This is a genomic window from Bacillus sp. 3255, assembly GCF_031456485.1.
Taxonomy (GTDB): domain Bacteria; phylum Bacillota; class Bacilli; order Paenibacillales; family NBRC-103111; genus Paenibacillus_E.
In genome coordinates this window covers 217529-234153 of record NZ_JAVDUS010000002.1, presented here as the reverse complement: position 1 = coordinate 234153, position 16625 = coordinate 217529, and the positions used below count along the sequence as shown (strand labels likewise).

At 50.3% G+C, this 16625-nt stretch carries 19 protein-coding genes, 2 pseudogenes and 1 riboswitch; of the genes and pseudogenes, 17 read left to right on the top strand and 4 right to left on the bottom strand.

The annotated features are described in order from the left end of the window. Window positions 1–22 precede the first annotated feature (22 nt). Window positions 23–382: a winged helix-turn-helix transcriptional regulator gene (locus tag J2X61_RS03630; protein WP_127454678.1), complete on the bottom strand. Its 360-nt coding sequence runs from the start codon at window positions 380–382 to the stop codon at window positions 23–25. A 247-nt stretch (window positions 383–629) separates the two neighbouring features. Between J2X61_RS03630 and J2X61_RS03625 the strand changes: the two genes are divergently transcribed. Then, window positions 630–932 carry an iron-sulfur cluster assembly accessory protein gene (locus tag J2X61_RS03625; protein ID WP_274466014.1) on the top strand — a complete coding sequence of 101 codons (303 nt, stop codon included), beginning with the start codon at window positions 630–632 and terminating at the stop codon, window positions 930–932. Further along, complete coding sequence (locus J2X61_RS03620; protein ID WP_127454674.1) at window positions 932–1153, top strand: YuzB family protein; 222 nt, start codon at window positions 932–934, stop codon at window positions 1151–1153. Before J2X61_RS03625 ends, J2X61_RS03620 begins: the two co-directional genes overlap by 1 nt. 51 nt (window positions 1154–1204) lie before the next feature. Here the strand turns inward: J2X61_RS03620 and J2X61_RS03615 are convergent, their stop codons facing one another. Both J2X61_RS03615 and J2X61_RS03610 read right to left on the bottom strand, forming a co-directional pair. Beyond that, window positions 1205–1699: a glutathione peroxidase gene (locus J2X61_RS03615; RefSeq protein ID WP_310185984.1), complete on the bottom strand. Its 495-nt coding sequence runs from the start codon at window positions 1697–1699 to the stop codon at window positions 1205–1207. A 118-nt stretch (window positions 1700–1817) separates the two neighbouring features. Continuing rightward, window positions 1818–2708, bottom strand: a complete 891-nt coding sequence (locus J2X61_RS03610) for a TIGR01777 family oxidoreductase (RefSeq protein ID WP_310185980.1) — start codon at window positions 2706–2708, stop codon at window positions 1818–1820. Between the two features lie 163 nt (window positions 2709–2871). Here J2X61_RS03610 and J2X61_RS03605 point away from each other — a divergent pair, with 163 nt between their 5' ends. From J2X61_RS03605 to gloA2, 9 genes and pseudogenes are all read left to right on the top strand, one after another. Beyond that, a complete protein-coding gene (locus J2X61_RS03605; protein WP_310185978.1) occupies window positions 2872–3918 on the top strand; it encodes a glycine-rich domain-containing protein in 1047 nt (348 codons plus the stop codon). A gap of 128 nt (window positions 3919–4046) precedes the next feature. Beyond that, window positions 4047–4754 carry a FadR/GntR family transcriptional regulator gene (locus tag J2X61_RS03600; protein ID WP_310185977.1) on the top strand — a complete coding sequence of 236 codons (708 nt, stop codon included), beginning with the start codon at window positions 4047–4049 and terminating at the stop codon, window positions 4752–4754. 57 nt (window positions 4755–4811) lie between these two features. After that, a complete protein-coding gene (locus J2X61_RS03595) occupies window positions 4812–6050 on the top strand; it encodes an MFS transporter (RefSeq protein ID WP_310185975.1) in 1239 nt (412 codons plus the stop codon). A gap of 13 nt (window positions 6051–6063) precedes the next feature. Next, window positions 6064–6852, top strand: coding sequence for an ABC transporter ATP-binding protein (locus tag J2X61_RS03590; RefSeq protein WP_274466008.1), 789 nt, complete (start codon window positions 6064–6066; stop codon window positions 6850–6852). 25 nt (window positions 6853–6877) lie between these two features. Further along, window positions 6878–7159 (top strand): annotated as a pseudogene (locus J2X61_RS36565) (IS91 family transposase); the annotation flags it as partial. Window positions 7160–7636: 477 nt separating this feature from the next. Further along, window positions 7637–8863 carry an MDR family MFS transporter gene (locus J2X61_RS03585; protein ID WP_274466007.1) on the top strand — a complete coding sequence of 409 codons (1227 nt, stop codon included), beginning with the start codon at window positions 7637–7639 and terminating at the stop codon, window positions 8861–8863. A 102-nt stretch (window positions 8864–8965) separates the two neighbouring features. Beyond that, a riboswitch (cyclic di-GMP riboswitch) is annotated at window positions 8966–9058 on the top strand. 107 nt (window positions 9059–9165) lie between these two features. Continuing rightward, a complete protein-coding gene (locus J2X61_RS03580) occupies window positions 9166–9465 on the top strand; it encodes a hypothetical protein (RefSeq protein ID WP_274466006.1) in 300 nt (99 codons plus the stop codon). Between the two features lie 135 nt (window positions 9466–9600). Beyond that, window positions 9601–10515, top strand: a complete 915-nt coding sequence (locus J2X61_RS03575; protein ID WP_274466005.1) for an exopolyphosphatase — start codon at window positions 9601–9603, stop codon at window positions 10513–10515. Window positions 10516–10587: 72 nt separating this feature from the next. After that, complete coding sequence (gloA2, locus tag J2X61_RS03570) at window positions 10588–10995, top strand: SMU1112c/YaeR family gloxylase I-like metalloprotein (RefSeq protein ID WP_310185972.1); 408 nt, start codon at window positions 10588–10590, stop codon at window positions 10993–10995. Between the two features lie 76 nt (window positions 10996–11071). On the opposite strand, the gene J2X61_RS03565 is transcribed toward gloA2, so the two are convergent. Next, entirely contained in the window at window positions 11072–11647 is a 576-nt protein-coding gene (locus tag J2X61_RS03565) for a CBO0543 family protein (RefSeq protein ID WP_274466003.1), read from the bottom strand. Between the two features lie 197 nt (window positions 11648–11844). On the opposite strand from J2X61_RS03565, the gene J2X61_RS03560 reads away from it, so the two are divergent. The 6 genes and pseudogenes from J2X61_RS03560 to J2X61_RS36295 all read left to right on the top strand — a co-directional run. Continuing rightward, a complete protein-coding gene (locus J2X61_RS03560; RefSeq protein ID WP_310185969.1) occupies window positions 11845–13182 on the top strand; it encodes a DUF2252 domain-containing protein in 1338 nt (445 codons plus the stop codon). A gap of 23 nt (window positions 13183–13205) precedes the next feature. Next, entirely contained in the window at window positions 13206–13706 is a 501-nt protein-coding gene (locus tag J2X61_RS03555) for an NUDIX domain-containing protein (RefSeq protein WP_274466001.1), read from the top strand. Window positions 13707–13808: 102 nt separating this feature from the next. Further along, window positions 13809–14045, top strand: coding sequence for a hypothetical protein (locus J2X61_RS03550; protein WP_274466000.1), 237 nt, complete (start codon window positions 13809–13811; stop codon window positions 14043–14045). 284 nt (window positions 14046–14329) lie between these two features. Then, window positions 14330–15298, top strand: a complete 969-nt coding sequence (locus J2X61_RS03545; RefSeq protein WP_310185966.1) for a hypothetical protein — start codon at window positions 14330–14332, stop codon at window positions 15296–15298. Window positions 15299–15793: 495 nt separating this feature from the next. Continuing rightward, window positions 15794–16117, top strand: a complete 324-nt coding sequence (locus tag J2X61_RS03540) for a hypothetical protein (RefSeq protein ID WP_310185964.1) — start codon at window positions 15794–15796, stop codon at window positions 16115–16117. A 15-nt stretch (window positions 16118–16132) separates the two neighbouring features. Then, a pseudogene (locus J2X61_RS36295) lies at window positions 16133–16423 on the top strand (lysozyme inhibitor LprI family protein); the annotation flags it as partial. Window positions 16424–16625: the final 202 nt, after the last annotated feature.

The window sequence follows — 16625 nt, the reverse complement described above, 5'->3', positions numbered from 1 at the left end:
ACTCCTCAGGTGATATTCCTCATTATGTCCACTTTGCTGACCATAGCTTCATTTCTTTTAATATTTGATGCAAATCCTGGCCTTTCGGTGTCAAGGTATACTCGACGGTAACGGGAACGGTCGGATAAGCCGTACGCTCCAGAACGCCGTGATCTTCCAGATGACGCAGAATGTCGGTTAAGGATTTTGGGCTGATTCCTGTCACTTGACGTTGCAGCTCGCCGAATCGCTTTGTTCCGCAGAACAGTTCCCGTAGTACGAGAAACGCCCATTTTCCGCCGATGACCTCAAGCGTTCGTTCAATGGAGCATTCGATTACTTTGGGCACTTTGGGTACATAATTGCTGAGGGGAGCGACTTTTTCATTTTCAAGAGTTGACATCAGGCACGCATCCTTTCCAATTGTGTTGTACATTACTATCCAAGAAGTAAGTAAGTTACCGTCATATAATAAGGGGAAAATAATTTCACTACTATGTATTTTAAAGTTCGTGCGGCTAATTAGCAATAGCAGGGCGTAACGGCGTTCCTACAATCGCTTTCAATCCCGCTATGCACAAAGGTTGATTTCGAGACCTAGATTCTTTACAATAAGAAATAAAATTTATAGTTTCAGGAGATGTGTACATATGAAAGTCAAAATTTCGCGCAATGCAGCAAAAGTACTTCAATTGGAGCTTGATAAAGAAGAAAACAAAGGCCTTCTGGTCCGCGTCCAAGTGACTCACAAACATGGCGATCATGCGCACTATGGTTTGGGTCTTGACGATAAATCCGAGAACGATGTCGTTGTAAGCACGGACAAAGGGATCGATGTCCTGCTGGACGGAAATGAACCTTTGCTGGACGGTATCCGTATCGACTATTTCTACACGCCGGAAGAAGGCTTCATGATCACGAACCCGAGCAAGGGGAACCACGGAGATCACTAATGCGCAATGATATCCGCATTTGTGACAAATGCAAACACATGAAGGTGAAAAGCGCACTTTCCAAAATTAAAGTCATAGCTCCGGACGCTGAAGTCAAGGTGGCGTGTAAGTCCTATTGCGGACCTTGTTCCCGGTTTGCTTTCATATTCATTAATGGCCGCTATGTGACAGGGGCAACCGAAGACGAAGCGATCGAAAAGGCAAAAAAATATGTCAAATAACAATAAACCGTTTGGGTAATGGACCCAGACGGTTTATTTGTTTTGCCCTGTTTAGGCGTGCACAGCCGATTTCGCCAGCAGCTTGCGGATTTCGCTCTCGATTTTGCGCGGTGTGGTCGTAGGGGAGAAGCGCCGGATCACTTTGCCGTTCCGGTCGACGAGAAACTTCGTGAAATTCCATTTGATGGCGGAGCCGAACAGGCCGGAAGCCTGCTTCTTCAAATAACGGTAAAGCGGATGAGCGTCAGGGCCGTTCACATTTATCTTGGAAAATAACGGGAAACTGACGCCGAAATTCAGCTGGCATACCTGCTCGACCTGGGCATCGTCGCCAGGCTCCTGATCTTTGAATTGACTGCAGGGGAAGCCTAGGACGCTGAAGCCTTGGTCTTGGTAGGTGTCATGCAGCTCTTGAAGGCCGTGGAACTGAGGGGCGAACCCGCATTTGGACGCTGTATTGACGATAAGCAGCACTTGGCCTTCATAGTCGGATAACGATTTATTGTCGCCGCGGATGGTCCGGGCTGTAAATTGATAGATGCTCATTAACATCACCCTTATTTATATTTCAAACGAATTAATTGTACACAAATTTAAATGGATTGTGAAGTGTTTTTTGAAAAAGAAACCCGAACACAACGAGAAGCCCTCGTGAAGTCCGGGTTTATGGGCTCACTATATCCGCCAGCGCAGCTTCGACGGTCGTATACGAGAAGGAGAAGCCATGCTGAAGCAGCACGTGGGGCAGCACCTTCTGCCCTTCCAGAAGCAGGACGGACAATTCTCCGAAGACGAGCTTCATGACAAAAGCGGGAAGCGGAAAAAGATTCGGCCTATGCAGCGCACGGGCCAGTGCAGCCCCGAATTGTTTGTTCGTGACGGGGTTGGGTGCGGTTGCATTCACGGGACCGCTTATTGACTCGTCGTGTAGGCAGAAATCGATCAGTCTCACCATATCGTCGATATGGATCCACGACAGCCATTGCCTGCCGCTGCCGACCGGGCCTCCGACGCCCAGCTTATAGGGCATAGCCATCTTGGGGAAGGCGCCTTCCTTGCCGTCGAGTACTAAGCCGACCCGAACCTTCACGATACGCGGTCCGCGAATTTGATCCGCCGCTTGCTCCCACTTCACGACTACGCGGGATAAGAAATCCGTCTCGTTCTGCGGGCTGCGCTCATCGAAGGTCGCCGTCTCCGAGGTGCCGTAGACCGACATGCCCGATGCGTTGATGACGACCTGCGGTTTCTTGTCCATCCGTTCTACGAGCTGAGCTACTTGGCGGGCGGCTTGCAGGCGCGATTCCAGAATGCGGGACTTCGCGGCTGCGGTCCATCGCTGGCTGATGGACTCTCCGGCCAGGTTGACGATGGCATCCAGACCGTCCGTATACGCTTCCGGTGAGCGGAGTTGCTCCCAGGTTACCGTGCGTGCGCCAGGCACGACGGTAGCTGAAGAGCGAGAGATCGTCATAACCTCATGACCCTGCCGCAGGAAATGGGCGATCAAGCGTCTGCCGATAAAGCCGCTCCCGCCGGTGACTGCTATTTTCATCGAAACACCTCCATAAACGCATTATATCATTTACAAAATTTGCATGCCCAGCGAATATTCCATTTGCGTGAAGCAGGGGCGGTATGCGCTGTGCGGAGCGGGATTTTTGGCATTGACACAGTTAAGGAAACAAATGGTATATTGGATAAAAGGAGGGATGCCTATGTTTCGTTTTTTATTCGGCAAATCAACGAAAAAGCCAAAGCGGAGCCGGCAAGCGGCAAGCAAACCGGTCTACCGGGCCGCTGATCTGCCTCAAGGTGCCGGGCTTCTTCAAGGTATTCCACTAGAGGGAATAGTCGCCAAGCTGAACCGTTCGATTCCGGCCGATTATGCGGAAAGAATCGAATACCGGGTCCGTTCCGAGCATCCGCGCATGACCGACGATGAGTTCGCTTGCAAATGGTTCGAGCTGAAGCGCTATTTCCTGATGACGCTCATCCTGAAATCGACTCCGATGTTCAGCAGCGAAATCGATGATATCTGGCACGAGATGTTGATGTTCACCAGAGAATACCAGCGGTTCGGGGAACAATTCGCAGGGGGCGTCATCCATCACTCTCCGGAGCGCGAGCCGAGAATGATACCGGGAGAACGGGCTTGGTTCGATTGGGTATACGCGCATTTATTCGAGTTCGCGCCGAGCAGCAAACGCTGCTGGAACGGCTTCTTCCGCAATCCGCTGGATGCGCAGCTCACGGAGCTGCTGCGCGCAGGCCAGCCGGATATCATTGCCGAGCAGCTGTTCAATATGGAACAGGCACGGCGGTATCCGGAGGTTGCGGAAACGATCGACCTATTGATTCGGCAGGCGGTTCAGGAGGCCAGGCAGGCGGCGGCAAGCCGCAAGATGGAGGATACAGGGTGGAACGACCCGCTTATCAATCCGGCCTCCATGGTTTATTTGGCAGGTGCGATGATGTTCTTCTCCATCCATAACCCGGAGAGCTATGCCAGCGAGATGAACGACCATTACCCGGAGAACGCTCCGGTCGATCCGAGAGATAAGCAGAGCGGCTGCTCATCTTCAGGCTGCGGGGGCTTCGGAGGCTCCGACTCCGATGATTCCGGTGATTCCGGTGATTCCGGTGATTCCGGCGATTCCGGCCAATCAGGCGACTCAGGCGACTCTGGCAGCGGAAGCTCGTGTTCTTCAGGGTCATCCTGTTCTTCGGGATCCAGCTGCGGATCCGGTTGCGGGTCCAGCTGAATCATTGTCCATCAGCACTTTCCTAAGCGAACGGGGGAAGTGTTTTTCTTCATGCGGGGCATGATAAAAAATAGATGGAAAATGGAAGAGGGCCTATGCTATACTCTTTCCAAACAGGAGATGATCTGATGAATTCCAAAATGTCCTTTCAACCGCTGAATCGTCCCAAGCTCGTTGACGATGTGGTGAATCAGCTGCAAAAGAAAATCTCGGAAGGAGAGATTAAGCCGGGCGATAAAATTCCTACGGAGCCGGAGCTCATGCAGCAATTCGCCGTCGGCCGCTCGACGATCCGCGAAGCGGTCAGGGTGCTTGTGCACGCCGGACTGCTGGAGAAGAAGCAGGGCTTCGGCACGTTCCTCAAGGCTCAATCCGGCATGCAGGAGCCGCTGGATCACAGGCTGCGCAGAGCGGAGATTCTCGAAGTCTACGAGGTTCGAAGAATGCTGGAGCTGGAGATTTCCCGGCTTGCCGCCGAGCGGCGCGATGAGCACGATCTCGAGCAAATGCGCAGTGCGCTCGATCAGCGCTTAGAGGCGCTGGAGAAAGGCGACATGAACACCTATTTGAATTTCGATGTCAAATTCCATCTGTCCATTGCCGTAGCGAGCAAAAACTCCGTCGTCGTCGACTTGTACCGGTCTTTCACGTCGGCGCTTCTGGAAGCTTCGCAGAAATTGGTCAGCGTCGAAACCATTCATGATCCCCATCATCTCTACCATGAGAATATGTACTTGGCGATCAAGGATAAAGACGTCGCGGGAGCAGAGTACTGGACGATGAAAAACCTCGATGAAACCGTGTCCCAGCTGGAGAAATATATCAATCAGGAGTAGCTTGATCTCTCCTCTGTTATTAAACATCAGATGATATGATGAAAGGGGCTGTTTGCAATGTCAGTATCGAAATCAGAATCAGCTAGCAATCAAACCGTTTATGCCATTTTATTTTCCATCTCTCTGGTCCATTTGTTGAATGATGCGATTCAATCCGTCATTCCGGCTGTCTTCCCGATTCTGCATAGCTCCCTGCAGCTGAGCTTCTCGCAGATCGGATGGATCGCGTTTACACTGAATGTGACAGCCTCCTTGTTCCAGCCGCTAATCGGCTTATACACCGATGCGAGGCCGAAGCCGCTGTTGCTGCCTGCAGGCGTATTTTTCTCGCTCCTTGGCGTCATTCTGCTCGCCGTCGCTTCTTCGTTCATTCAAGTGCTGGGCGCCGTCATTCTTGTTGGGATAGGCTCCTCTGTTCTGCACCCGGAAGCTTCCCGTGTCGCCTACTTGGCGGCAGGGCCCCGCAGAGGGCTCGCGCAGTCGATTTTCCAGACGGGCGGCAACATTGGGCAGGCGCTGGCTCCTGTCTTCACGGCCTTGATTTTCGTACCTTTCGGCCAATTCGGCATCATTTGGTTCTCGTTCGTCGCTGCAGCGGCGATTGTCGTTCAATTTTTCGTAGCCAAATGGTACGGCAACGCGGGCAAAAACCGTTCCCGCTCAACCGGCAAGGCGGCAGCCGCCAAGCAGCCGCTGCCCCGCAAGACGGTAGCTTACGCCATAACGATCCTGATCCTGCTGTTATTTTCCAAATTCGTCTATGTCGCAAGCATGACAGGCTTCTATGCCTTTTATTTGATCGAGCAGCATCAGCTTTCCGTAGAGAAAGCCCAACTGTTCATCTTCACCCTGCTTGCCGCCGGAGCGGTCGGTACATTCATGGGAGGACCGCTGGCGGATAAGTTCGGCAGAAGAAACATGATTTGGTTCTCCATCTTGGGCACTGCCCCGTTCTCGCTGCTGTTGCCGTATGCCAATCTGTTCTGGGCTGGCGTGCTGTGCGCATGTATCGGATTTATTTTGCTATCCGGCTTCTCCGTCATTGTCGTCTACGCGCAGGAGCTGCTGCCCGGCAAAGTGGGGACGGTCTCGGGCTTATTCTTCGGCCTTGCTTTCGGTTTAGGAGGGATTGGCTCCGCTGTGCTGGGTAACCTGGCTGATGCGACGAGCATCTCCTACGTCATCAAGCTCTGCGCCTTCCTGCCGCTGATCGGATTGCTGGCGGCGCTGCTGCCGTCGGATAAGAAGCTGAACGTACAGCAGCCTGAGGCGGCACCTGCCGCTGTCAACGCATAAAGGAGAGTACCCAATGACATCGATAATAGAAATGAGCAATGTTTGGTGGCAGCGTGACGATAAAACGATCCTGCAAGGAATCGACTGGCACGTAAACAAAGGCGAGCATTGGGCTGTACTGGGTCTTAACGGATCGGGAAAAACGACTATTCTGAACATGATCAACGGCTATATGTGGCCTACCCAAGGGCAAATTTCCGTTCTTGGCCATCCTTTCGGGAGCGTGGATCTGAGAGATTTGCGCAAAAGGATCGGCTGGGTATCCTCCTCCCTGCAGGAAAAGCTGTATGCTTCCGACCGGACACAGCATGTCGTCATTAGCGGCAAGCACGCGTCCATCGGTCTGTACGAGAAGCCGAGCGAGGCGGATGTCGAGCAGGCGAGACATTGGATGCAGCGACTTTCCTGTCTCCATCTCTATGACAGGACGTATCAGTCCTGCTCGCAAGGGGAGAAGCAGAAGCTGCTTATTGCCAGGGCGCTCATGGCTTCGCCGAAGCTGCTGATCCTGGATGAAGCGACGAACGGGCTCGATTTCCTGTCCCGGGAAGCCTTGTTGGCCAGCATCGATGAATTGGCTCAAGGGCCGGATGCGCCGACACTGCTGTTCGTCACGCACCATATCGAAGAGATTTTGCCTGTGTTCAGCCGGTCGCTGTTAATTCGGCGCGGCGAGGTGTTCGCCAGAGGGTTGTCGCGCGATGTGTTGACGAGCGCAGGCTTATCCGCCTTTTTCGAGACGGAAGTCGAGGTTAACTGGAGGGGCGAGCGCCCATGGCTATCTATTCCTTCTAGCGATTGAGCTTGAACAACGCAATAGGATCAGTATGTCAAGCCGCCTGTGTAGAGGCACCTATAACGGCATTATTCGACCTAACGCAGTGAAAGAAGTACAGAAATTTCGTGGCTGCGGAGATCCCCGAAACGGAAGAATGGAGCCGATTACTAACAAAGGATGTATTCCAGGTGAATCATCGACATGCGGTATTTACAATCGATGAAGGGCTGTGGAATCTTTTTTGCTGGATAGAAAAATGTTGAAAGAGTTCATGGACGAGGCCGTACGGATGATTAAAGAACATTTTGAGAAGAAGCATAAGATCGGACCGTCAGGGCGATATTCCCTGACGGTTTTTCTTAAACTGCGGCGGGGCGGGGCTCTCTCGTTGAGGGAGCCGAGCTTTTCTTGGTCAGCCGCAGGTCGTAACTGGAATTTCTCCCGTTATTCGCGAGGAATTTAGCCCAGTTGTACGAATAAAGGGAATTCCTCCCGTTCATTCATCCCCATTTCGCGTAAAGGCTGCGAGTACGGGCTGAATAACGGGAGGAATTCCTGTTATTCAGCATTCGAGGATTCGCCAGGCTGCATGTAACAGGAGAAATTCCCACTATGGGCGGGACTCTCGGTAGAGGCTTGGCTCTCTTAGAGGAGCCGAGCTTTCTTGTATAGATTCTTCATACTTGAATCAGGGTTTTCCTGACGGACAATCTTAGACAAAAAAGAACACGGAACGCCGTTTTTCGTGTATAATGGGTTTTTGATGTCTTGACCGTAGGTAAATTAATAGCTAGAGGAGTCCATCCTGATGAATCGATTGCGCGGTTTTCTTGGTTCGTATCATCCGATTGTACATACGTTAATACTTGGAACGGTCATGGCCAGAGCGGCATCTTCCATGAGCTTGCCTTTTCTGGCGATTTATTTGGCCAAGCATACATCGATGAGTGCGGTTATGATCGGTATCGTCATCGGCATGGGTTCGTTAGCTGGGACCGTAGGGGGCTTCATCGGGGGCAATTTATCCGACCGGTTCGGCAGACGCATCATTATGTTAGCGGCACTTTTCGGATGGGCGGTCGTATTCGTCGGGTTCAGTCTCGTGAAACTGCCGATTCTGTTCATGCTGCTTAATATGTTGAACGGCTTATGCCGCTCGTTCTATGAGCCGGTGTCGCAGGCGTTGATGGCGGACTTGACGGAGCCGGCCAAAAGGCTGCGCGTGTTCTCAATGAGATATATGGCAATCAATGTGGGCGTTGCCGTAGGGCCGCTATTGGGGGCATTTTTTGCAACGATGGATGGGGCGCTGCCTTTTCTGCTCACTGGCATTGTCTACTTCATCTATGCGGTCACGCTCTATGTTCTGCTTATCGTATTCGGGATTAAACAAATTGAAGGCGAGAAGAAGCAGCCGGTGACATTCGTCTCTGCCTTGCGGGTCGTACACAAGGATATTACGTTTCGCTTCTATATCCTCGGCGGCATTATCGGCGCCATCGGTTATTCGCAGGTGATGGTCACACTTTCTCAGTATTTGGAGCAAAACTTCGCCGAAGGCGTCAATATGTTTGCAATCCTCATGAGTGTGAATGCGATTGTTGTCATTGCGCTGCAAATTCCGCTCACGCGGATTTCGGACAAGTATACGCCCCTTGCGACGATCGTTGCCGGTAATCTGATGTTCGCTCTCGGGGATATCGGGTTCGCCTTCTCGCATAACCTGGGTTGGATGATTGGATCTATGGCGATTTTTACACTTGGGGAAATATTGAATTATCCGGCGGCTAACATGCTGATCGATAAACTAGCTCCCGAGCATATGCGCGGCACTTATTTTGGGGCTCAAACCCTAACGAATATCGGTCATTTCATGGGTCCTTGGGTGGGCGGTTTCCTGCTTGTCGCTTATGGCGGCAGTACCTTGTATCTGGTTATGGCGGTTGTGATCATGGCTGGATCGTTGTTTTACTGGAAAGGTGCCACAAATCTACAAATGCACCTAAAAAATACGTCGAAAAAAGAAATTTTATGAATAAAATTGCAAAATTAGTTCTTTTGAACTATACGTTTTCGAAACAACTTCCCTTATCCTTGAGAGTGTAGTTCATTTTCATGTCAAAAGACTTCACATTACATCTCGAAATGGCAAAGCTGGCGAAAGTCAGTGACGCAAAGCTAAAGGGGCTTCCTTGTTCCGAAACGGACTCGTTGCCAGCCAGTTGCCGAACGATTGGGTACTCAACTTAGACCCCCCTGCGATCGGTTCACCAAGGTGGGGTTTTTCGCTGTGATAACGAATCGTACAACAAATCTTACAAAGGAGGATCAAGCAGCATGCAGTTCGAATTGCAGGAAGAGCAGAAAGTAACATCGCTTTGCGGCAACCATGTTGCCCGTTTGGTACCATCCTCAGATGGGCCCAAGCTATTAATTAATCGTGAAGAATATTCTCTGAAAGAAGCTTGCTGGGATGTTGAAATGTTTCATGGAAGAAGCAGCAGCATCTTGATTTTCTATTGGAAAGGCGAAGTTAAGCTGTCGGTGAAAATGCCGGCGATGCCGCAAATCGAAGCCTTCATGACAAGACTTTATCAAATATTAACGTTCAAATTGAGAACGGCACAGCCTCTTTAGGGCGGGCCGTTCTTTTTTTTGCGTCTGTATCGTATATCCGACAAAATCATTGTCACCCATCGGCAGGTGCTGATATAATGGGATTCTATAAGGTTGAATAGTGCTTAAGCACTATCCATTAGGGGGATTCATGGGATGAGATTAATCACACGTTCTGATTTTGACGGCTTAGTCTGTGCGATGCTTTTCAAAAAAATGAAAATGGTCGATGAAATGAAATTCGTTCATCCCAAAGATATGCAGGACGGTCTCATCGAAGTAACGGAGAATGATATTTTGGCGAATGTGCCGTACGTTCCGGGCTGCGGATTATGGTTCGATCATCACTCCAGCGAGCTGGAGCGGATGGGCGAGAAGGTGGCGTTCAAAGGGGAAACCCGCATTGCACCGAGTGCGGCGCGCGTTGTCTATGATTATTACGGCGGCAAGGAAACATTCGGCGATATTGATGACATTATGCAGGGCGTGGACAAAGCGGACGCTGCGCAGTTCAGCAAAGACGATATTTTGAACCCATCAGGTTGGGATCTGCTCTCCTTTATTATGGATGCCCGGACAGGGCTTGGCCGGTACCGCGACTACCGGATCAGCAACTATCAGTTGATGGAAGATCTGGTGGATCACTGTGCTGTCATGACTGTCGATCAAATCATGGAGCTTCCGGATGTGAAAGAGCGTGTAACCAGGTACTATGAGCTGGATGCGTTGTACCGGGACATGCTGCATACCTATACGCGGACAGAGGGGAATGTAGTCATTACCGACCTTCGCGGCGTCGAGACGATATACCCGGGTAACCGTTTCATGGTGTATGCGTTATATCCGGAGCAAAATGTTTCCATCTGGATCGTGGACGGGCGTAACAAACAAAATTGTGTATTCGCCTGCGGCCACAGCATCGTGAACCGTTCGTCGAACACGAACATCGGAACGTTAATGCTCCAGTACGGCGGCGGAGGCCACCATGCGGCAGGCACTTGCCAGGTTGACTATGCGCAAGCTGAGGACATTCTGCAGAAAATCGTTGAAACGATGAGAGCAGACGGTTAAAATAAGTAAAACGAACCGCAGGAGGGGGAGTCCCGGAATGCGGTTTTTTGCCGAAGTCGGGAGGACGAACGAATGAACATTGCACGTATTCATCATGTAGCCATTATTAGCTCGGATTACGAGCGTTCCAAGCATTTCTATGTCGACCTGCTGGGCATGACGGTGATTGCCGAGACGTACCGGGCGGAGCGGGATTCGTATAAGCTGGATTTGCGGATAGGCGAGTCGGAGCAGCAGATTGAATTGTTTTCGTTCCCGAATCCGCCGTTAAGGGTGAACCGGCCTGAGGCGCGGGGATTGCGGCATTTGGCGTTCGTGGTAGCGAATATGGACGATAGCGTGAGAGACTTGGAGAGCAAAGGAATATCGGTCGAGCCCGTGCGCATCGATCCGGTAACCGGCGACCGGTATACGTTCTTTGCGGATCCGGACGGGCTTCCTCTGGAGCTGGTGGAATATACAGACGGGCACGCAACATAGGTCCAAGATCATAATAAGGGCTATCTGCGCCAGATCATGATGATCTGGCGCAGATAGCCCTGTTTTGTATAGGTGCCTATGCATGGTGCGAGTTTTTCTGGAAAGAAACGAACAGGTCGGTAATCAGTTTGGCGAGTATGGTCACCAGGAAATAAAGCAGGAACAGGTAGAAATAATTCATCCTGCCGTACAGATGAAACAAGTCGAACACGGATAGGAGCGGTTTGAAGACGAACGAGAAGAGAGCGCACATGATCGCGCTGTATAGGTAATAATTTTTTTTGTGATTCAGGGTCCACTGATATACCAGCATAAGTACAATCGGATTAAAGGATGCGTCCAGCGTAATGCTTGTCGGCAGGTATGGCACAATTTTGTATGGAAAGGCCCATATATAATTTCTTTCGCCAAACATATGAATATAGGTCGCCATCATGTGGATACTGAACCCATAAAAGCCTATTTGCAATGCTTTCTTACGGTCGAGAGCGAACCATAGAACGACCAGCGGCAGGAGGAGTAGAGCTAGGTTGAACCAGAATTGCCACGTCTGGGCGTTCGAAAACTGATGCCAATAATCGACCCATGAAGTTGAGATGGATTTCTCTTTTGTAAGTAACTCCTCGAATACATGCTGTTGCTCTGGCGTCATTGGAGATCTCCCTGCATGTTTTTGTTATTAATATGTGCATTTTGCAGGATTTTACACAGATCCATGTGAAAAAATTGGAATGGTGCTGCCTTTGCCTGCGGCCGCAGGCATGGACGACAGCCGCGTTGACATGTTGTCGGCGCGCAGGCTACGATGAATAAATAACCAATTTTATTAGAAGTAAGGTGGTGTTGCGCATGAAGGCGGAGCTGCTAACCGAACGCGTCCGAATTACGCACAAGCGGCTGCGCAAAGAGCTGCTTAGCCGTGTGCTCGACGAGTTCGACGGGCAGATCATGGGGCTGTCCGAAGCGAAGCGACTGCAAAAATACGCGAAGATGGCGGGGAGTCCGTTTTCATTCTACCGGGGGAGCGCCTATTTGTTTTATTTTGACGTCAGCCGGGAATGGTTCCCTTATCACAGCTCGCCAGAGAGGCCGACATGGGTTCAGGGGGATTTGCATTTCGAGAATTTCGGGGCGTTCCGCAGCGAAGAAGGCCGGATCGTCTATGATGTGAACGACTTTGATGAAGGCTATCTGGGCTCTTACTTGTATGACCTGCTTCGGATGTCGGTCAGCATTGCGTTGGTATGCCGAACCAAGCAGATCGAAGAAGAAGGACAAGCCCATGCGATCACCACGTACTTGGAAGCCTATGTGAATCAGATTCGCAGGTTTGCGAAACGGAAGGATGATCCGCGTACGCTTGTCTTCGATAAGGACAGGACGGCAGGACTCCTCCGCAAGCTGTTGAAAAAGACGGAGAAGCGGGTAGCTTCTCAGTTCCTGGAGGGCGTTACTACGCTTACGCGCACGGCAAGAAGGTTTGCGAAATCGGATGAGATCGTTCCGCCTACGGCAGAAGAGCGCAGGAAGCTGGAGGAAAGCTGGCCGCATTATGTGGCATCGCTTGCGGAAAGCACGAAACGTCCTGACGGGTACTACGCAATCAAGGACGTTGCGGTTAAGCACGGTTCGGGTACGGCATCTATCGGTTTGGACCGCTATTATGTGCTCATTGAAGGGGAAGGCGGCGAGCATGCGCTTGACGATAGAATCCTCGAGGTGAAGGAAGTTCGAGCACCGGTACCGGCATATTTCATGCCGTATTCAGAGTCGTTCTGGACACATTTCAGCCATCAAGGCAAACGGGTTATGACTACGCAGCAAGCGATGCATCATGAGGCAGACCCTTTTCTAGGTTATTTGACGATCGGCGGCCGCGATTTCTACGTGCGGGAACGCTCTCCATACAAGAAGCGGCTGAAGGCGGACAAGATAACGCGACTGGAGGAGCTAATGCCGGTGTTGGAGTGTATGGGGAAGATCACGGCGAAGCTTCATGCGCGGGCGGATGCGGATGTGGAGCACGGGCTGATCGCCTATCATAGCGAGGATGAAATTCATCGCGCGATCGGAACGGATACGGATGCGTTTTGCGACCATATCGCTGGCTGGGCCCATTCTTATGCGCATCAGGTGGAGGAAGACTATGACTTGTTCAAGGCATGGCTTGGCGAGCGGATGGATTAGGTTGAGTACATGAGGTGGTATGCATGAGCGGTGGTTGGCAGGATTCCTATTTGGGCAAACTTCGTAGAGTCATCGGCACGCAGAAGGTGATCGTGAACGCCGTACGAGCAATTATTCTTGACGATAAAGGGCATGCTCTGTTCATTAAGCGAACTGGCGATAGAAAGTGGGGCATGCCTGCAGGCAGCATGGAGCTGGATGAATCCGTATTCGAAGCGATGCAGCGTGAAGTTAAAGAAGAGACAGGACTTGACGTGCGAAGGGCGACTTTAATTGCCATTTATTCTTCACCCCAGACACAAACCTATACAGACCGCTGGGGGAATGAGCATCAAGTCATCGAATATCTGTTTCGAGTGGATGAGTGGTTGGGGACAATTGAACGGGAGACCGAGGAGAGCGTAGACGCTGCGTTCTTTCCGGTCGATTGTTTGCCTGAGGCTTCAAATGAACTATTTGCAAGACATCACACAAGGGTGTTTCAAGACTTGATGGCATATGATGGGACATTGAGATTGGAATAGTTCGGAGTTCCAACGGAGAGACTGTTTGACAGTAAACTTATAGGTGTTATAATAAATGCGAAACCAAAAGGTTTCGTAAAATGGCTTCAGGAGGCAACGAATATGGACAAGCAAAGTCAAGACAAATTTTTGAATTTTATTTTGGAAAGAGTGCAAGAAGGTAAAGAGGAAGAAGCGAGAGAAATTCTTACGATTAATTTCAAGAAACAAGCTGAAGGCACGTTCTCGCTAGAGGATGTTCAGCAGTTTATCCCGAAGATGATCAGCTTGCTGAAACCGGAAAAATTAGGGGAAGTACAAGAAGTTGTGAAACAGTTTGGCGGAAATTTCGTGAAATAATGATTTATGAATTTAAGATATTGCCTTATCCATGCTGCCTACACCAAGGCGGCATTTTTTTTGTTTTCAACGGCCTATATTAAAAAAAGATAAGCGCCCTTAAGTCACGGTATCCCTCTTTTCCGCTGCGTACACTGCAAGCATAACAACGAAGATAGGGTGATGAAGCATATGAACTATTCCGAGGCTAAGCCGGCGCTAAACTCGGTGATGGCGTTCCAGGATTACAGCATTTCACGGGGATTTGGAAAAGCGACTGGGTCGGTCTCGCCAATTTCCGGCGAATGATCGAGTACGCGGATTTCTGGCGCATTCTCAAGAATACGATGGCGATCGGCGTGTATACCTTGGTATTCGCCTTCCCGATTTCGATTGTACTGGCGCTGATGATGAACGAGCTGCGCAATCAGCTGGAGGAGAGCATGTCCGCTTACCGGCATATTCTCATTCATGAGCGGGGGAATCCGGAGAACAATTATACCGCTTGGCTCAATGCGTCCCTCGCCTGTGTGTATGCGGCTCAGGGAGCACGTGAGGGGCTAGTGGCTCTTATTGAGGCGCCAGGCGGTTTCGTCACCGTCTCGCTGAACGGGCAGTCGCAGGCGGAGCATACGGGGCGCTGCGTTCAGTTTATGTGCGGCGACGGCCAGAGCAGCACGTATGTATGGCTCCAATCGGATGCCGCTTATCCTTATGCGGGCTGCCGGTTGGACCGCCATTTGCTTCTGACCGCCGATTGGATGCTGGATTGGTTCGAGGTTGTGCAGGCGGAGGGCAGCGTCGAGTCCTTGACCGACTGGTGGCTGCATCCGGTCGTGCCGCCTCTCTCCGGGAGGCTGCAGGAAGTGGGGGCTGCAGGCGGAGTTAGCCGGCCGCCGATCGCCGTCCCGTTCGGCGAGTCGACGCTCGACCTGCCCGTGACGGGGAGCCTCGCGCCGGAGGCGGGCCAGGCTGTGCCGATTGAGTATCGGCTCCCGGGCGGCTCAACCGTGTGGCATACGGCTTGGGTCATGCCGGGGCAAGAGCTTCTGGCCGTACAGAGGCCGGGGCTTTCCACGGATCCGAGCGTGCGGTTGACCGGGCTTCTGCACCGCGTGCGAGGACAGGGCGCCCGGTTTGTGCACGCGTACCGGGCGGGAGCTTCGCCTGTGAGACTCGCGCTTGAGCGGGACATTCTGGAGGTGGGCGTGCAAGGCGGCACGACTTATGTGCATTGGACGGAAGCGGGCGGGTTGCGCGTGGTTTCCGGATAACCAGATAAGCCCTTCGTTCGATATGTCGAAGGGCTTATCGGTTGTTAGTGGAAGACGAGTGAGCGTCACATGTACGATGAAAATGGAGCTAACGGACACAGGAGCTCTTATTCTCGGCTATTCGCTTGGTTTCGCGTCTAACGGACACCAGAGCTCTTATTTACCCATTTTATGGGCAAAACTCATTCGAAATGGACGAATAGAGGCTCTGGTGTCCGTTAGAATTCTGAATCGGTAACATTTTGCCGATTAAGGGCTCCTGTGTCCATTAGACCGGATACCCGTGTATATGCAATCCAAAAACAGCGGTAGCTAAGACATTAAGTCTCAGCTGCCGCTGTTTTTTGTGTTGTCCTCGACCGACGCGGAGGAAACGGCAAGAGAAATTGGTACAGGTTGGTAGGCTATGGTAAAAAACAGTGGGTATTTTAACAAAACGTAAGATAACTCGTCTAATATAAAAGAACAAATGTAACTGGAGGGATAGTTCAATAAATGAATAGATTAATTGTACTTAGTTTATTGTTAGTTTTATTAACTGCATGTAAGGCTAGTCTGGATAAGGGACGTGTAAGTTCTGCTCCTATGGAAAGTTCAGCGGTTGAAAGTAATATTCTAATCGATAAAAGTAGTAATAAAAACGAAAGTGTTGATGTCAACTCAGTCTATGGTGATTATTTATCTGGTTCATCAATAGGTTGGTTCTCAACAATTATCAAAGATAATCCTATAGATATGGATTACGCAAAAGAAAATAATGAACTACAAAATTCTAAAGATTTTAATACTTCTACTTGGCTAGAGCTAGAAAAAAAGTAAACCAAAGCCTGGGATGATGAGTTAAATTACATTTATAAAAAACTACTAGTTAAGTTAAATTCAGAGAACAAAGAATCACTAGTTGAAGCACAGAGAGGCTGGTTGCAATATCAAACAAATGAAATAAAGTTCGCTGAACACTTTATAAATTTTCCAGAAGAGAAAGGACCATTGTTAGGTACACAAGGTTATGTAACTACACAAATTGCCGCAAAGAATAGAATAAAAAAACGGACAATACAACTATATGAGTATTATTTTTTGCTTGATGAGATAATTGAATTTAATTATAAATCCCAAGTATAAAAACGCATGCGGTTGTTATTTTCATGCCCATGACATAATCATGATATGAGAGCAAGAGCCAGGTCACGACCGTGTGCTACTGTCCAACGCAGTTAATTAAATGTAACCAAATTGAAATCTTATACTCATCTGGCATTAACATATTAACCCTATAATAAAAATTCGTTCCCGTCTAAAATCCCAGAAATAATTTTTGAACAGT

Excerpts from the sequence above, each read along its gene's own strand:
- J2X61_RS03630 (WP_127454678.1), bottom strand. The coding sequence starts at position 382 with ATGTCAACTCTTGAAAATGAAAAAGTCGCTCCCCTCAGCAATTATGTA.
- J2X61_RS03625 (WP_274466014.1), top strand. The coding sequence starts at position 630 with ATGAAAGTCAAAATTTCGCGCAATGCAGCAAAAGTACTTCAATTGGAG.
- J2X61_RS03620 (WP_127454674.1), top strand. The coding sequence starts at position 932 with ATGCGCAATGATATCCGCATTTGTGACAAATGCAAACACATGAAGGTG.
- J2X61_RS03615 (WP_310185984.1), bottom strand. The coding sequence starts at position 1,699 with ATGAGCATCTATCAATTTACAGCCCGGACCATCCGCGGCGACAATAAA.
- J2X61_RS03610 (WP_310185980.1), bottom strand. The coding sequence starts at position 2,708 with ATGAAAATAGCAGTCACCGGCGGGAGCGGCTTTATCGGCAGACGCTTG.
- J2X61_RS03605 (WP_310185978.1), top strand. The coding sequence starts at position 2,872 with ATGTTTCGTTTTTTATTCGGCAAATCAACGAAAAAGCCAAAGCGGAGC.
- J2X61_RS03600 (WP_310185977.1), top strand. The coding sequence starts at position 4,047 with ATGAATTCCAAAATGTCCTTTCAACCGCTGAATCGTCCCAAGCTCGTT.
- J2X61_RS03595 (WP_310185975.1), top strand. The coding sequence starts at position 4,812 with ATGTCAGTATCGAAATCAGAATCAGCTAGCAATCAAACCGTTTATGCC.
- J2X61_RS03590 (WP_274466008.1), top strand. The coding sequence starts at position 6,064 with ATGACATCGATAATAGAAATGAGCAATGTTTGGTGGCAGCGTGACGAT.
- J2X61_RS03585 (WP_274466007.1), top strand. The coding sequence starts at position 7,637 with ATGAATCGATTGCGCGGTTTTCTTGGTTCGTATCATCCGATTGTACAT.
- J2X61_RS03580 (WP_274466006.1), top strand. The coding sequence starts at position 9,166 with ATGCAGTTCGAATTGCAGGAAGAGCAGAAAGTAACATCGCTTTGCGGC.
- J2X61_RS03575 (WP_274466005.1), top strand. The coding sequence starts at position 9,601 with ATGAGATTAATCACACGTTCTGATTTTGACGGCTTAGTCTGTGCGATG.
- gloA2 (WP_310185972.1), top strand. The coding sequence starts at position 10,588 with ATGAACATTGCACGTATTCATCATGTAGCCATTATTAGCTCGGATTAC.
- J2X61_RS03565 (WP_274466003.1), bottom strand. The coding sequence starts at position 11,647 with ATGACGCCAGAGCAACAGCATGTATTCGAGGAGTTACTTACAAAAGAG.
- J2X61_RS03560 (WP_310185969.1), top strand. The coding sequence starts at position 11,845 with ATGAAGGCGGAGCTGCTAACCGAACGCGTCCGAATTACGCACAAGCGG.
- J2X61_RS03555 (WP_274466001.1), top strand. The coding sequence starts at position 13,206 with ATGAGCGGTGGTTGGCAGGATTCCTATTTGGGCAAACTTCGTAGAGTC.
- J2X61_RS03550 (WP_274466000.1), top strand. The coding sequence starts at position 13,809 with ATGGACAAGCAAAGTCAAGACAAATTTTTGAATTTTATTTTGGAAAGA.
- J2X61_RS03545 (WP_310185966.1), top strand. The coding sequence starts at position 14,330 with ATGATCGAGTACGCGGATTTCTGGCGCATTCTCAAGAATACGATGGCG.
- J2X61_RS03540 (WP_310185964.1), top strand. The coding sequence starts at position 15,794 with ATGAATAGATTAATTGTACTTAGTTTATTGTTAGTTTTATTAACTGCA.